Raw genomic sequence first — 15114 nt, 5'->3', positions numbered from 1 at the left:
CGAAGACGAAAGTTTCCTACTGGTGAGTGAGACAACGCATGACGGCGGAGTCGCGGTGAGCGCGCCCCCGTCGCCCGACGAGGGCCTCACGGCGGCGCAGCTGGCCGCCAGACACGGGCTGGCCGTGAGCGGGGCCAGGCCCACGCTGCGGGAGTACGTCCGCCAGCTCTGGGGGCGGCGCCACTTCATCCTGGCCTTCTCCTCGGCGAAGCTGACCGCCCAGTACAGCCAGGCCAAACTGGGCCAGCTGTGGCAGGTGGCCACCCCGCTGCTCAACGCGGGCGTGTACTTCGCGATCTTCGGTCTGATCCTCGACGCGGGCCGCGGGATGGACAAGGACGTGTACATCCCGTTCCTCGTCACGGGTGTGTTCGTCTTCACCTTCACGCAGAGCTCGGTCATGACCGGTGTCCGCGCCATCTCCGGCAACCTCGGCCTGGTCCGCGCCCTGCACTTCCCGCGGGCCTCGCTGCCGATCTCGTTCGCGCTCCAGCAGCTCCAGCAGCTGCTCTACTCGATGATCGTGCTGTTCATCGTGGCGATCGTCTTCGGCAGCTACCCGGACGCCTCCTGGATCTTGATCGTCCCGGTGCTGATCTGCCAGTTCTGCTTCAACACCGGCCTGGCGCTGATCTTCGCCCGGGCCGGCGCGAAGACCCCCGACCTCGCGCAGCTGATGCCGTTCGTGATGCGCACCTGGATGTACGCGTCCGGCGTGATGTTCTCCATCCCGGTCTTCCTCGCCGACAAGCCCCAGTGGATGGCCAACGTCCTCCAGTGGAACCCCGCCGCCATCTACATGGACCTGATGCGCTTCGCCCTCATCGAGGAGTACGGCGCCGAGAACCTCCCCGACCACGTGTGGGCGGCGGCGGGCGGCTGGGCCGCCCTGTTCGCCATCGGCGGCTTCGTGTGGTTCTGGCAGGCGGAGGAGAGGTACGGCCGTGGCTGACCAGGTACCGGGACAGCGCATCCCCACCGTCATCGCCGACGACGTGCACATCGTCTACCGCGTCAACGGCGCCCGCACCGGGAAGGGCAGCGCCACCGCCGCCCTGAGCCGGATCGTCAAGCGCGGCGGCGAGGAACGCGGGGTGCGCAAGGTGCACGCGGTGCGCGGCGTCTCCTTCGTCGCCCACCGGGGCGAGGCCATCGGCCTCATCGGCTCCAACGGCTCCGGCAAGTCCACCCTGCTGCGGGCCATCGCCGGCCTGCTGCCCCCGGAGAGCGGCAAGGTCTACACCGACGGCCAGCCTTCGCTGCTGGGCGTCAACGCGGCCCTGATGAACGACCTCACCGGCGAGCGCAACGTCATCCTCGGCGGTCTGGCGATGGGTATGTCCCGGGAGCAGATCAAGGAGCGCTACCAGGAGATCGTCGACTTCTCCGGCATCAACGAGAAGGGCGACTTCATCACCCTGCCGATGCGCACCTACTCCTCCGGCATGCAGGCCCGGCTGCGCTTCTCCATCGCCGCCGCCAAGGACCACGACGTGCTGATGATCGACGAGGCCCTCGCCACCGGCGACCGCAAGTTCCAGAAGCGCTCCGAGGAACGCATCCGGGAGCTGCGCAAGGAGGCCGGCACGGTGTTCCTGGTCAGCCACAGCAACAAGTCGATCCGGGACACCTGCGACCGCGTGCTCTGGCTGGAGCGCGGCGAGCTGCGGATGGACGGCCCGACCGACGAGGTCCTCAAGGAGTACGAGAAGTTCACGGGCAAGTAGCCCGACGCGACCGGGGCCCCGCCGGAACTGCCCGGCGGGGCCCCGCGTCTGCAAAGGAAACGTCAACTCCGCCCCGGCACAGGAAGCTTGACGCCAATCGGTGTGTTGTTGTGATCTGCGGGCCACCCCCGCGAACCCCGCTGCGTTGTACAACGTAAGCTGGACCGGTCCCGAAACGAGTCAAGTGGGGCGATATTGCGCGACACCCTCGGACAGGGCTGCCGTGCGGACGGCTGGGCGGCGTGTCCGAAATAGTGGGTATCGGGTTGTCGGTGTAGAACGGGAGATGTGACGGCAATGGCTACGGAAACTCCCCAGCGTAACGGAGCACGCGCCGTCCCTGCCCCGGGCAGCCGACGATGACGGCGCCGACCACGTCGCGCCCGGTGGACCCGGAGCGCGACACCCTCGCCAAGGCCGCGCACGAGAACTTCCCCGTGGCCCCGTTCTTCCTGCCCCGGGCCTGGCGCGACGACCTCATGGCCGTGTACGGCTTCGCCCGTCTGGTCGACGACATCGGCGACGGCGACCTGGCCCCGGGCGGCGCCGACGCCCGACTGCTCGGCGTCCCGGCCGCCGACGCCGAGGACCGCCTCGCCCTGCTGGACGCCTTCGAGGCCGACCTGCGCCGGGTCTTCGACGGCACCCCCCGCCACCCGCTGCTGCGCCGCCTCCAGCCGACCGTCCGCCGCCGCGCCCTCACCCCCGAGCCCTTCCTCGGTCTGATCGCCGCCAACCGCCAGGACCAGCTCGTCACGCGCTACGCGACCTACGACGACCTCCTCGCGTACTGCGAGCTGTCCGCCAACCCCGTGGGCCGGCTCGTCCTCGCCGTCACCGGCACCTCCACCCCGGAGCGGGTCCGCCGCTCCGACGCGATCTGCACCGCGCTGCAGATCGTCGAGCACCTCCAGGACGTGGCCGAGGACCTCGGCCGCGACCGCGTCTACCTGCCCGCCGCGGACATGGAGCGCTTCCACGTCCAGGAGGCGGACCTCGCCGCGCCCACCGCCGGCGCCTCGGTGCGCGCCCTGATCGCGTACGAGGCGCAACGCGCCCGCGACCTCCTGTCCGAGGGAGCCCCGCTGGTGGGCAGCGTCCACGGCAGGCTGAGACTGCTGCTCGCGGGCTTCGTGGCGGGCGGAAGGGCGGCGGTCCACGCGATCGCCGCCGCCGATTACGACGTCCTTCCCGGCCCGCCCCGGCCCGGCAAGCTCCGGGTGCTGCGCGAGGCGGGCGCGACCCTGCGAGAAGAGGGGTGATCCACACCGTGGACTCTCCGCCGAACGTGTCCGCACCGGTACTCGCCGCCTACGGCTACTGCGAGGCCGTCACCGGACAGCAGGCGCGCAACTTCGCCTACGGCATCCGGCTGCTGCCCACGCCCAAGCGGCGCGCGATGTCGGCGCTGTACGCGTTCTCCCGCCGGGTCGACGACATCGGCGACGGCGCGCTGGACGCCGAGGTCAAGACGGCCCGGCTCGAGGACACCCGGGCGCTGCTCGCCCGGGTGCGCGCGGGCGAGGTCGAGGAGGACGACACCGACCCCGTCGCGGTCGCCCTCGCCCATGCCGCGCACGTCTTTCCCATCCCGCTGGGCGGCCTGGACGAGCTGATCGACGGCGTTCTGATGGACGTCCGCGGCGAGACGTACGAGACCTGGGACGACCTGAAGGCGTACTGCCGCTGCGTGGCCGGTGCCATCGGCCGGCTCTCGCTCGGCGTGTTCGGCACGGAACCCGGCGCGCGCGGCGCCGAGCGCGCTCCTGAGTACGCCGACACGCTGGGGCTCGCGCTCCAGCTCACCAACATCCTCCGGGACGTCCGCGAGGACGCCGCGGGCGGCCGCACCTACCTGCCCGCCGACGACCTCGCGAAGTTCGGCTGCTCGGCCGGCTTCGACGGGGCGCGGCCGCCGGAGGGCTCCGACTTCGCGGGCCTCGTGCACTTCGAGGTGCGACGGGCCCGTGCCCTCTTCGCCGAGGGCTACCGGCTGCTGCCCATGCTGGACCGGCGCAGCGGCGCCTGCGTCGCCGCGATGGCCGGCATCTACCGCCGCCTCCTCGACCGCATCGAGCGCGACCCCGAGGCGGTCCTGCGCGGCCGGGTCTCCCTGCCCGGGCGGGAGAAGGCCTACGTCGCCGTGCGCGGGCTGTCCGGTCTGGACACCCGGCACGTGTCCCGGCTGGCCGTCAGGAGGCAGATCTGATGGGCCCCACCAGCGACCCGGCGGACCGGGGTGATGCCGCCGGGGAAAAGCGGCACGCAACCCTCCGGCGCGGCGCGGCGTCCCTGACTCCGACGGCCTGCCGGGCACGGTTCCCGCGGCACGGCGGGCGCGCAGGGGAGGGGGCGCCATGAGCGACGAGCTGCTCCCGGACGGCCCGCGGACGTCCGGACGGGACGCCGTCGTGGTCGGTGGCGGGCTGGCCGGCGTCACCGCCGCGCTCGCGCTCGCCGACGCGGGCGTCCGCGTCACGCTGCTCGAAGGCCGGCCCCGGCTGGGCGGCCTGGCCTTCTCCTTCCACCGCGGCGGACTCACCGTCGACAACGGACAGCACGTCTACCTGCGCTGCTGCACCGCCTACCGCTGGTTCCTCGACCGGATCGACGGCGCGACGCTGGCACCGTTGCAGGAACGTCTCGACGTGCCCGTCGTCGACGTCGCCCGGCCCGAGGGGCGACGGCTCGGCAGGCTGCGGCGCGACGCGCTGCCGGTCCCCCTCCACCTGGGGCGCGGCCTCGCCGCGTACCCGCACCTCTCGCTCGCCGAACGCGCCAGGGTGGGCCGGGCCGCACTGGCGCTCAAGGGGCTCGACCTCGCCGATCCGGCGCTCGACGCCCAGGACTTCGGCAGCTGGCTGACGGCGCACGGCCAGTCGCCGCGCGCCGTCGAGGCCCTGTGGGACCTGGTCGGCGTCGCCACCCTCAACGCGGTCGCCGGCGACACCTCGCTCGGGCTCGCCGCGATGGTCTTCAAGACCGGTCTGCTGTCCGACCCGGGCGCGGCCGACATCGGATGGGCCCGCGTCCCGCTGGGCGAACTGCACGACCGGCTCGCCCGCCGGGCGCTCGACGCCGCGGGCGTGCGCACCGAGGTCCGCGCCCGCGTCACCTCCGTCTCCCCCGACGGCAACGGCGGCTGGAGCGTCGAGATGCCCGGCGAGACGCTCCGCGCGGACACCGTCGTCCTCGCCGTACCGCAGCGCGAGACGTACGACCTGCTGCCGCCCGGGGCGCTTCAGGCGCCCGAGCGGCTGCTGGACATCGGCACCGCGCCCATCCTCAACGTGCACGTCGTCTACGACCGCAAGGTGCTGGACGCGCCCTTCCTCGCCGCGCTGGGCACGCCGGTGCAGTGGGTGTTCGACCGCACCGACGCCTCGGGGCTGCGCTCGGGCCAGTACCTCGCGCTGTCGCAGTCGGCCGCGCAGGACGACATCGACCGGCCCGTGGCCGCGCTGCGCGAGCGCTACCTGCCCGAGCTGCGCCGGCTGCTGCCGCGCACCCGCGAGGCCGAGGTGAAGGACTTCTTCGTGACCCGGGAGCGCACGGCGACGTTCGCCCCCACCCCCGGCGTCGGACGGCTCAGGCCCGGCGCCCGCACCAAGGCACCCGGCCTGTACCTGGCCGGAGCGTGGACCGCCACAGGGTGGCCCGCGACCATGGAGAGTGCGGTCCGCAGCGGTGTGAACGCGGCGGACGCCGCGCTCGGCGCCCTGGGCCGGCCCCGCCCCCGCCACCTCTTCGTCTGCGAGGAGGCGGCCCACTGCATCGTCCCGGGGGACACCCCCCGGACCCCCGGCCGAGAACCGGAGGGAACCGGCGCCCCCCTGCGAGGTGGCGTCCGGTGAAGTTCGATCAGCACGGCTCGGCACATCCCCGCACCCCCTCCGGTACCGCAACAAGAGGAGAAACTGTGCCCCCTGTGTCCCCGGCGCCGACGGCCGCCCGAGAGACCGCGGTGGACGTGACCGCGCTCCTGGAGCGCGGCCGGACCCTGGCCACACCGGTGCTGCGGGCGGCCGTCGACCGTCTGGCGCCGCCCATGGACACGGTCGCCGCCTACCACTTCGGCTGGATCGACGCCCAGGGCAACCCGACCGACGGGGACGGCGGCAAGGCCGTACGCCCCGCGCTCGCGGTGCTCTCCGCGGAGGTCACGGGGGCCGCGCCCGCGACCGGCGTCCCCGGCGCGGTCGCCGTCGAACTGGTCCACAACTTCTCGTTGCTGCACGACGACCTGATGGACGGCGACGAGCAGCGCCGCCACCGCGACACCGTCTGGAAGGTGCACGGCCCCGCCCAGGCGATCCTGGTCGGCGACGCTCTGTTCGCCCTCGCCAACGAGGTCCTGCTGGAGCTCGGCACGGTCGAGGCCGGCCGGGCGACCCGCCGGCTGACCACCGCCACCCGCGCCCTGATCGACGGCCAGGCGCAGGACATCTCCTACGAGCACCGCGACCGCGTCAGCGTCGAGGAGTGTCTGGAGATGGAGGGGAACAAGACCGGCGCCCTGCTGGCCTGCGCCAGCTCCATCGGCGCCGTGCTCGGCGGCGCGGACGACCGCACCGCCGACGCCCTGGAGAAGTACGGCTACCACCTGGGCCTCGCCTTCCAGGCCGTCGACGACCTCCTCGGCATCTGGGGCGATCCGGTCTCCACCGGCAAGCAGACCTGGAGCGACCTGCGCCAGCGCAAGAAGTCCCTGCCGGTCGTGGCCGCGCTCGCGGCGGGCGGCCCCGCCTCCGCGCGGCTCGGCGAGATCCTCGCCGCCGACGCCGGGAGCAGCGACTTCGCGCACTTCTCCGAGGAGGAGTTCGCCGCCCGCGCCGCGCTCATCGAGGAGGCCGGCGGCCGCGAGTGGACCGCCGAGGAGGCACGCCGCCAGCACACCGTCGCCCTCGAGGCCCTGACCGCCGTCGACATGCCCGAGCAGGTCCGGGCCCGGTTCACGGCGCTCGCCGACTTCGTCGTCGTACGGAAGAGATGATCCCTATCGGTCGAATAGCCCTCGCGTAGTCGCCGGCCGGTGCAGCGAGGCGGGAAGGCGCACCGGCCGACGGCGGACCCACAGCAGCACGACGTCGCACGACTGCACGAAGGGGAAGCCATGACAGCGACGACCGACGGAAGCACCGGGGCGCTGCCGCCCCGCGCCGCCGCGGCCAGCGAAACCGACATCACCACCCCCGTGGCGGCCGGGGCGCACGAAGCCGCCGTGCGCGCGATGCGGCGCGCGACCGACTTCCTGCTCGCCCGGCAGGACGCCGAGGGCTGGTGGAAGGGCGACCTCGAGACGAACGTCACGATGGACGCCGAGGATCTGCTGCTCCGCCAGTTCCTGGGCATCCGCGACGAGCCGACCACCCGGGCCGCCGCCCTCTTCATCCGGGGCGAGCAGCGCGAGGACGGCACCTGGGCCACCTTCCACGGCGGCCCCGGCGACCTCTCCGCCACCATCGAGGCCTACGTCGCCCTGCGCCTGGCCGGTGACGCGCCCGACGCGCCGCACATGGCGCGCGCCTCCGCCTGGGTCCGCGACCGGGGCGGCATCGCCGCCGCCCGTGTCTTCACCCGGATCTGGCTGGCGCTGTTCGGCTGGTGGAAGTGGGAGGACCTGCCCGAACTCCCCCCGGAACTGCTCTACTTCCCCAAGTGGTTCCCGCTCAGCATCTACCACTTCGGCTGCTGGGCCCGGCAGACGCTCGTCCCGCTCACCGTCGTCTCCGCCAAGCGCCCGGTGCGCCCGGCGCCCTTCCCGCTCGAGGAACTGCACACCGACCCGGCCCGGCCCAACCCGCCGGGGCCCCTCGCGCCGATCAACAGCTGGAACGGGCTGTTCCAGCGGCTGGACAAGGTCGTGCGCGGCTACCGCACGGTCGCGGTGCGCCGGCTGCGCCGGGCCGCGATGGACTCCGCCGCCCGCTGGATCATCGAACGCCAGGAGAACGACGGCTGCTGGGGCGGCATCCAGCCGCCGGCCGTGTACTCGGTCATCGCCCTGCACCTGCTCGGCTACGACCTGCGGCACCCCGTGATGCGGGCGGGACTGGAGTCCCTGGACCGGTACGCCGTCTGGCGCGAGGACGGGGCCCGGATGATCGAGGCCTGCCAGTCGCCGGTGTGGGACACCTGCCTGGCGACCATCGCGCTCGCCGACGCGGGGGTGCCCGCCGACCACCCCCAACTGGTCAAGGCGGCCGACTGGATGCTCGGCGAGCAGATCGTGCGCCCCGGCGACTGGTCCGTACGGCGGCCCGAACTGCCCCCCGGTGGATGGGCGTTCGAGTTCCACAACGACAACTACCCCGACATCGACGACACCGCCGAGGTCGTCCTCGCGCTGCGCCGGGTCGACCACCACGACCCGGAGCGGGTGGAGAGGGCGATCGCGCGCGGAGTGCGCTGGAACCTCGGCATGCAGTCGCGCAACGGGGCGTGGGGCGCGTTCGACGTCGACAACACCAGCCCGTTCCCCAACCGGCTGCCGTTCTGCGACTTCGGCGAGGTCATCGACCCGCCGTCCGCGGACGTCACCGCGCACGTCGTGGAGATGCTCGCCGTCGAGGGCCTGGCGCACGACCCGCGCACCCGGCGGGGCATCCGCTGGCTGCTGGCCGAACAGGAGCCGGACGGCTCGTGGTTCGGACGCTGGGGCGTCAACTACGTCTACGGCACCGGATCGGTCGTCCCCGCGCTGACCGCCGCCGGGCTGCCCGCCCGGCATCCGGCGATCCGCAGAGCGGTGGCCTGGCTGGAGCGGGTGCAGAACGACGACGGCGGCTGGGGCGAGGACCTGCGCTCCTACAGGGACGCCGGCCGGTGGAGCGGCCGGGGCCCCTCGACCGCCTCCCAGACGGCGTGGGCGCTGATGGCGTTACTGGCGGCGGGGGAGCGGGACTCCCCGGCGGTCCAGCGGGGCGTCGCCTGGCTCACCGACAGCCAGCGGGAGGACGGCTCCTGGGACGAGCCCCAGTTCACCGGCACCGGCTTCCCCTGGGACTTCTCCATCAACTACCACCTCTACCGGCAGGTGTTCCCGCTCACCGCACTCGGCCGGTACGTCCACGGCGACCCCTTCGCCCCGAAGGCCCCGGGCGCCGTCGAGGCCGAGGGGGGCTGATGAGCGTGCAGCCCGCCCCCGCCCCGCTGCTGATCGCCTGCGCGCTCGGCATCGAGCACCTCGCCCTGCGCATGGGCGACCGGTCGGGGGCGGGCGGGCCGGTCACCGTCCTGCGGACGGGAATGGGGCCGAGGGCGGCCGAGCGGTCGGTCACCCGGATCCTCAGCGACCCGGTGCTCGGCGGAGCGGCCGTGCTGGCCACCGGCTTCTGCGCGGGGCTCGCCCCCGGCATGCACCCCGGGGACCTGGTCGTCGCCGAGGAGACCCGCGACCCGTGCGGCACCGTGCCGTGCGTCGGTACCGAACTGCTCGTCAAGGAACTCGCGCGCACCCTGCCCGGGCGCACCGTCCACACCGGGCCCGTCACCGGCTCCGACCACGTCGTCCGCGGTCCCGAGCGGTCCGATCTGCTCGCCACCGGTGCGATCGCGGTCGACATGGAGTCGGCGGCCACGCTCCTGAGCGCCGTCCGGGCGGGCACGCGCCCGGTTGCGGCTGTCCGGGTGGTCGTGGACGCTCCTGAACATGAACTCGTCCGGATCGGCACGGTGCGCGGTGGAATATCGGCTTTCCGTGTCCTTCGCTCCGTCCTGCCTGCATTCTTCGAATGGCACCGTAGTGTGCTGCTCCCCCGGAGGTGAGCCAGATGGCCATGCCGCTGCGCCAGTCCATCAAGGTCGCTACGTACTTGGCTGAACAGAAGCTCCGCAAGCGGGACAAGTTCCCGCTCATCGTCGAACTGGAACCGCTCTTCGCCTGCAACCTCAAGTGCGAGGGCTGCGGCAAGATCCAGCACCCGGCGGGGGTGCTCAAGCAGCGCATGCCCGTCGCCCAGGCCGTGGGGGCGGTGCTCGAATCCGGCGCGCCCATGGTCTCGATCGCCGGCGGCGAGCCGCTGATGCACCCCCAGATCGACGAAATCGTCCGGCAGTTGGTGGCCAAGCGGAAGTACGTGTTCCTCTGCACCAACGCGATGCTGCTGCGCAAGAAGATGGACCGGTTCACGCCCTCCCCCTACTTCGCCTTCGCCGTGCACATCGACGGGCTGCGGGAACGGCACGACGAGTCGGTGGCGAAGGAGGGCGTGTTCGACGAGGCCGTCGAGGCGATCAAGGAGGCCAAGCGGCGCGGCTTCCGGGTCACCACCAACTCGACCTTCTTCAACACCGACACCCCGCAGACCATCGTCGAGGTGCTCAACTTCCTCAACGACGACCTCAAGGTCGACGAGATGATGATCTCGCCCGCCTACGCCTACGAGAAGGCGCCCGACCAGGAGCACTTCCTGGGTGTGGAGCAGACCCGCGAGCTGTTCAGGAAGGCCTTCGCGGGCGGCAACCGCCGCCGCTGGCGGCTCAACCACTCGCCGCTCTTCCTCGACTTCCTGGAGGGCCGGGTCGACTTCCCCTGCACCGCCTGGGCCATCCCGAACTACTCCCTCTTCGGCTGGCAGCGCCCCTGCTACCTGATGAGCGACGGGTACGTGCCGACGTACCGCGAACTCATCGAGAAGACCGACTGGGACCGGTACGGCCGGGGCAAGGACCCGCGGTGCGCCAACTGCATGGCGCACTGCGGCTACGAGCCCACCGCCGTCCTCGCCACCATGGGCTCGCTCAAGGAGTCGCTGCGCGCGATGCGCGAGACGGTCTCCGGGAACCGGGAGTGACCCCGTGACCGCCGTCTCCCTGGGCGTTCCCGAGGTGCCGGTCCGGCCGGTCGCCGAGCGGCGTGTGTCGCGCCGGATCCAGGTCGGCTCGGTGGCGGTCGGCGGGGACGCCCCGGTGTCCGTGCAGTCGATGACGACGACCCGTACCTCGGACATCGGTGCCACGCTCCAGCAGATCGCGGAGCTGACCGCGTCGGGCTGCCAGATCGTGCGGGTGGCGTGCCCCACGCAGGACGACGCGGACGCGCTGTCGACGATCGCCCGCAAGTCGCAGATCCCGGTCATCGCCGACATCCACTTCCAGCCGAAGTACGTCTTCGCGGCGATCGAGGCCGGCTGTGCGGCGGTGCGGGTCAACCCCGGCAACATCAAGCAGTTCGACGACAAGGTCAAGGAGATCGCGAAGGCGGCGAAGGAGCACGGCACCCCGGTCCGCATCGGCGTCAACGCCGGTTCGCTGGACCGCCGTCTGCTCCAGAAGTACGGCAAGGCGACCCCGGAGGCGCTGGTGGAGTCCGCCCTGTGGGAGGCCTCCCTCTTCGAGGAGCACGACTTCCGGGACATCAAGATCTCCGTCAAGCACAACGACCCGGTCGTGATGATCGAGGCCTACCGGCAGCTCGCCGCGGCCTGCGACTACCCCCTCCACCTCGGGGTGACCGAGGCGGGCCCCGCGTTCCAGGGCACCATCAAGTCCGCGGTCGCCTTCGGCGCGCTCCTCTCCCAGGGCATCGGCGACACCATCCGGGTCTCGCTGTCCGCGCCGCCCGCGGAGGAGGTCAAGGTCGGCCTCCAGATCCTGGAGTCCCTCAACCTCAAGCAGCGCGGCCTGGAGATCGTCTCCTGCCCGTCCTGCGGCCGCGCCCAGGTCGATGTCTACAAGCTGGCCGAGGAGGTCACCGCGGGCCTGACCGGCATGGAGGTCCCGCTGCGGGTGGCCGTCATGGGCTGTGTGGTGAACGGTCCGGGCGAGGCCCGCGAGGCCGACCTCGGCGTCGCCTCCGGCAACGGCAAGGGCCAGATCTTCGTCAAGGGCGAGGTCATCAAGACCGTCCCCGAGTCCAAGATCGTCGAGACCCTCATCGAGGAGGCCATGAAGATCGCCGAACAGATGGAACGGGACGGCGCAGCGGCAGGGGAGCCGGCCGTCACCGTGAGTTGACCAGCACGGACCGAAGGGGGCCCGAGCGTGACGATCCTGGAGACCATTCGGCAACCACGCGACCTGAAGGCGCTGTCCGAGGCGGAACTCGGTGAACTGTCCGACGAGATCAGGGAGTTCCTGGTGCACGCGGTCGCCAGGACCGGTGGGCACCTCGGGCCCAACCTGGGCGTGGTGGAGCTGACCGTCGCGCTCCACCGGGTCTTCGAGTCGCCGGCCGACCGCATCCTGTGGGACACCGGACACCAGAGCTACGTCCACAAGATTCTGACGGGTCGTCAGGACTTCTCCAAGCTGCGGGGCAAGGGCGGCCTGTCCGGCTACCCCTCCCGCGAGGAGTCCGCGCACGACGTCATCGAGAACAGCCACGCCTCCACCGCCCTCGGCTGGGCCGACGGCCTCGCCAAGGCCCGCCAGGTGCGCGGGGAGAAGGGCCATGTCGTCGCGGTGATCGGGGACGGTGCGCTCACCGGCGGCATGGCCTGGGAGGCGCTGAACAACATCGCGGCCGCCAAGGACCGGCCGCTGATCGTCGTCGTCAACGACAACGAACGCTCCTACGCGCCGACCATCGGCGGGCTCGCCGACCACCTCGCGACCCTGCGCACCACCGACGGTTACGAGAAGGTCCTGGCCTGGGGCAAGGACGTGCTGCTGCGCACACCCGTCGTCGGGCACACCGTCTACGAGTCGCTGCACGGCGCGAAGAAGGGCTTCAAGGACGCCTTCGCCCCGCAGGGCATGTTCGAGGACCTCGGCCTGAAGTACGTCGGTCCGATCGACGGACACGACGTCAGGGCCGTCGAGTCGGCGCTGCGCCGGGCCAGGCGCTTCCACGGGCCGGTCCTGGTGCACTGCCTCACCGAGAAGGGCCGCGGCTACGGACCGGCCCTCGCCCACGAAGAGGACCACTTCCACACCGTCGGCGCGATGGACCCGCTGACCTGCGCCCCGCTCACGCCCACCGGAGGCCCGTCCTGGACGTCCGTGTTCGGCGACGAGATCGTCCGCATCGGTGAGGAACGCGACGACGTCGTGGCGATCACCGCGGCCATGCTGCACCCGGTGGGCCTAGGACGGTTCGCCGAGCGGTTCCCGGACCGGGTGTGGGACGTCGGCATCGCCGAGCAGCACGCGGCGGTCAGCGCGGCGGGCCTGGCGACCGGTGGCCTGCACCCCGTCGTCGCCGTCTACGCCACCTTCCTCAACCGCGCCTTCGACCAGGTGCTGATGGACGTGGCCCTGCACCGCTGCGGGGTGACCTTCGTGCTCGACCGGGCCGGTGTGACCGGCGTCGACGGCGCGTCCCACAACGGCATGTGGGACATGTCCGTCCTCCAGGTCGTCCCGGGGCTGAGGATCGCCGCCCCGCGCGACCCCGGCCAGCTGCGCGCACAGCTGCGGGAGGCCGTGGCGGTGGACGACGCGCCGACCCTGGTCCGTTTCCCGAAGGAGTCGGCCGGACCGGAGATCCCGGCCGTCGACCGCGTGGGCGGCATGGACGTCCTGCACCGCGCCGCACGGGCCGAGGTGCTGCTGGTGGCCGTCGGCGTGATGGCGCCGGTGTGTCTGACGGCCGCCGGGCTGCTGGAGTCCCGCGGCATCGGCTGCACGGTCGTGGACCCCCGCTGGGTCAAGCCCGTCGACCCGGCCCTGCCCGGCCTCGCCGCCGCACACCGGCTGGTGGCCGTCGTCGAGGACAACAGCCGCGCCGCCGGCGTCGGTTCGGCGGTGGCGCTGGCCCTGGGCGACGCCGAGGTCGACGTCCCCGTACGGCGGTTCGGCATCCCGGAGCAGTTCCTCGCCCACGCCAAGCGCGCCGAGGTGCTCGCCGACATCGGTCTGACACCCGTCGAGATCGCCGGACGGATCGGCGCGAGCCTGGCCGTCGGGGCCGTCGGGGCTGTCGGGGCCGTCGGGGCCGTCGGGACTGTCGAAGACGCCGAGGATCCCGTCCGGCACACCGCCGGCCCTGGCAAGGAGAACGACGTATGACCAAGGAGTTCGACCTCGGTGACCTGCTGGCCGAGCGCGGAGCCGAACGCTACGAGCTGCACTCCCGGTACCTCAACCACCAACTGCCGCGGGTCCTGCACACCATCGGCTTCGACAAGGTCTACGAGCGGGCCGAGGGCGCCTACTTCTGGGACGCAGACGGCAACGACTACCTGGACATGCTCGCCGGGTTCGGGGTGATGGGCCTGGGCCGCCACCACCCCGTCGTCCGCAAGGCGCTGCACGACGTCCTGGACGCGCAGCTCGCCGACCTCACCCGCTTCGACTGCCCGCCCCTGCCCGGACTGCTCGCCGAGAGACTCCTCGCGCACAGCCCGCACCTGGACCGGGTGTTCTTCGGCAACAGCGGGACGGAGGCCGTCGAGACCGCGCTGAAGTTCGCCCGGTACGCGACCGGCAGGCCGCGTGTCCTGTACTGCGACCACGCCTTCCACGGGCTGACCACCGGCTCCCTGTCCGTCAACGGCGAGTCCGGCTTCCGGGACGGATTCGCGCCGCTGCTGCCCGACACCGCCGTGCCGCTCGGCGATCTCGACGCCCTGGCGCGGGAGCTGAAGAAGGGCGACGTGGCTGCCCTGATCGTCGAGCCGATCCAGGGCAAGGGCGTCCACGAGGCCCCGCCCGGCTATCTGCGCGCCGCCCAGGAGCTGCTGCACCGGCACAAGGCGCTGCTCATCGCCGACGAGGTGCAGACCGGCCTCGGCCGGACCGGCGACTTCTACGCCCACCAGCACGAGGAGGGCGTCGAGCCCGACCTGGTGTGCGTGGCCAAGGCGCTCTCCGGCGGCTATGTGCCGGTGGGCGCCACCCTCGGCAAGGACTGGATCTTCAAGAAGGTCTACTCGTCCATGGACCGGGTGCTGGTCCACTCGGCGAGCTTCGGTGCCAACGCCCAGGCCATGGCGGCGGGCCTCGCGGTGCTGTCCGTGATGGAGAACGAGCGGATCGTGGCCGGTGCCCGCGCCACGGGCGAGCTGCTGAAGTCCCGGCTCACGGCGCTGGTCGACACGTACGAACTGCTCGCCGACGTCCGGGGCCGCGGCCTGATGATCGGCATCGAGTTCGGCCGGCCGAGGTCGCTGAAGCTGCGCGGCCGCTGGACCATGCTCCAGACCGCCCGCAAGGGCCTGTTCGCGCAGATGGTGGTGGTGCCGCTGTTGCGACGGCACCGGATCCTCACGCAGGTCTCCGGCGACGAGCTCGAGGTCATCAAGCTGATTCCGCCCCTGATCGTGGGGGAGAAGGAGGTGGACCGGTTCGTCGACGCCTTCACCGAGGTGATGGACGACGCGCACGCCGGGGGCGGGCTGGTGTGGGACTTCGGCAAGACGCTGATCAAGCAGGCGGTGGCCCACCGGTAGCGTGGCTCCGGGCGCGGTGAGGCGCGAGGCGCGACGGCCGGCCCGGCGGCCCT

The 15114-nt window shown here is 72.2% G+C and carries 13 protein-coding genes; all 13 read left to right on the top strand.

Annotation, left to right across the window (positions count from 1 at the left end; all coding sequences use genetic code 11):
• The first annotated feature begins 22 nt into the window (after nt 1-22).
• Nucleotides 23-952: an ABC transporter permease gene (locus ACIP67_RS23250; protein WP_401694213.1), complete on the top strand. Its 930-nt coding sequence runs from the start codon at nt 23-25 to the stop codon at nt 950-952.
• Nucleotides 945-1727, top strand: a complete 783-nt coding sequence (locus ACIP67_RS23245) for an ABC transporter ATP-binding protein (RefSeq protein WP_401694212.1) — start codon at nt 945-947, stop codon at nt 1725-1727. Before ACIP67_RS23250 ends, ACIP67_RS23245 begins: the two co-directional genes overlap by 8 nt.
• A 359-nt stretch (nt 1728-2086) precedes the next feature.
• Nucleotides 2087-2989 carry a squalene synthase HpnC gene (gene hpnC, locus ACIP67_RS23240; protein ID WP_401694210.1) on the top strand — a complete coding sequence of 301 codons (903 nt, stop codon included), beginning with the start codon at nt 2087-2089 and terminating at the stop codon, nt 2987-2989.
• Nucleotides 2986-3936, top strand: coding sequence for a presqualene diphosphate synthase HpnD (gene hpnD, locus ACIP67_RS23235; RefSeq protein WP_401694208.1), 951 nt, complete (start codon nt 2986-2988; stop codon nt 3934-3936). Before hpnC ends, hpnD begins: the two co-directional genes overlap by 4 nt.
• A complete protein-coding gene (locus ACIP67_RS23230) occupies nt 3936-4088 on the top strand; it encodes a DUF6380 family protein (RefSeq protein WP_389521830.1) in 153 nt (50 codons plus the stop codon). The genes hpnD and ACIP67_RS23230 overlap by 1 nt, the downstream gene beginning before the upstream one ends.
• Nucleotides 4085-5581 (top strand): hydroxysqualene dehydroxylase HpnE, encoded by a 1497-nt coding sequence (gene hpnE, locus ACIP67_RS23225; protein WP_401694206.1) that lies wholly within the window; start codon nt 4085-4087, stop codon nt 5579-5581. Before ACIP67_RS23230 ends, hpnE begins: the two co-directional genes overlap by 4 nt.
• A 74-nt stretch (nt 5582-5655) precedes the next feature.
• The gene (locus tag ACIP67_RS23220; RefSeq protein ID WP_401694383.1) at nt 5656-6720 is read left to right on the top strand and encodes a polyprenyl synthetase family protein; all 1065 of its coding nucleotides are present in this window, start codon (nt 5656-5658) and stop codon (nt 6718-6720) included.
• 120 nt (nt 6721-6840) lie between these two features.
• A complete protein-coding gene (gene shc, locus ACIP67_RS23215; protein ID WP_401694204.1) occupies nt 6841-8853 on the top strand; it encodes a squalene--hopene cyclase in 2013 nt (670 codons plus the stop codon).
• The gene (locus tag ACIP67_RS23210; RefSeq protein ID WP_401694202.1) at nt 8853-9494 is read left to right on the top strand and encodes a 1-hydroxy-2-methyl-2-butenyl 4-diphosphate reductase; all 642 of its coding nucleotides are present in this window, start codon (nt 8853-8855) and stop codon (nt 9492-9494) included. Before shc ends, ACIP67_RS23210 begins: the two co-directional genes overlap by 1 nt.
• A 5-nt stretch (nt 9495-9499) precedes the next feature.
• Nucleotides 9500-10522, top strand: a complete 1023-nt coding sequence (hpnH, locus tag ACIP67_RS23205; protein ID WP_401694201.1) for an adenosyl-hopene transferase HpnH — start codon at nt 9500-9502, stop codon at nt 10520-10522.
• A gap of 4 nt (nt 10523-10526) precedes the next feature.
• Nucleotides 10527-11684, top strand: coding sequence for a flavodoxin-dependent (E)-4-hydroxy-3-methylbut-2-enyl-diphosphate synthase (gene ispG, locus ACIP67_RS23200; protein ID WP_401694200.1), 1158 nt, complete (start codon nt 10527-10529; stop codon nt 11682-11684).
• A gap of 27 nt (nt 11685-11711) precedes the next feature.
• Entirely contained in the window at nt 11712-13679 is a 1968-nt protein-coding gene (dxs, locus tag ACIP67_RS23195; RefSeq protein ID WP_401694199.1) for a 1-deoxy-D-xylulose-5-phosphate synthase, read from the top strand.
• A complete protein-coding gene (locus ACIP67_RS23190; RefSeq protein ID WP_401694198.1) occupies nt 13676-15061 on the top strand; it encodes an aspartate aminotransferase family protein in 1386 nt (461 codons plus the stop codon). Before dxs ends, ACIP67_RS23190 begins: the two co-directional genes overlap by 4 nt.
• Nucleotides 15062-15114 lie beyond the last annotated feature (53 nt).

This window comes from Streptomyces sp. NPDC088812 (genome assembly GCF_044750285.1).
Taxonomy (GTDB): Bacteria; Actinomycetota; Actinomycetes; order Streptomycetales; family Streptomycetaceae; genus Streptomyces.
This window is presented reverse-complemented; position numbering and strand designations above follow the sequence as displayed.

Bases quoted from the DNA above. Each gene is read 5' to 3' on its own strand.
- hpnC (WP_401694210.1), top strand. From the start codon at position 2,087: ATGACGGCGCCGACCACGTCGCGCCCGGTGGACCCGGAGCGCGACACC.
- ACIP67_RS23230 (WP_389521830.1), top strand. From the start codon at position 3,936: ATGGGCCCCACCAGCGACCCGGCGGACCGGGGTGATGCCGCCGGGGAA.
- hpnE (WP_401694206.1), top strand. From the start codon at position 4,085: ATGAGCGACGAGCTGCTCCCGGACGGCCCGCGGACGTCCGGACGGGAC.
- shc (WP_401694204.1), top strand. From the start codon at position 6,841: ATGACAGCGACGACCGACGGAAGCACCGGGGCGCTGCCGCCCCGCGCC.
- ACIP67_RS23210 (WP_401694202.1), top strand. From the start codon at position 8,853: ATGAGCGTGCAGCCCGCCCCCGCCCCGCTGCTGATCGCCTGCGCGCTC.
- hpnH (WP_401694201.1), top strand. From the start codon at position 9,500: ATGGCCATGCCGCTGCGCCAGTCCATCAAGGTCGCTACGTACTTGGCT.
- ACIP67_RS23190 (WP_401694198.1), top strand. From the start codon at position 13,676: ATGACCAAGGAGTTCGACCTCGGTGACCTGCTGGCCGAGCGCGGAGCC.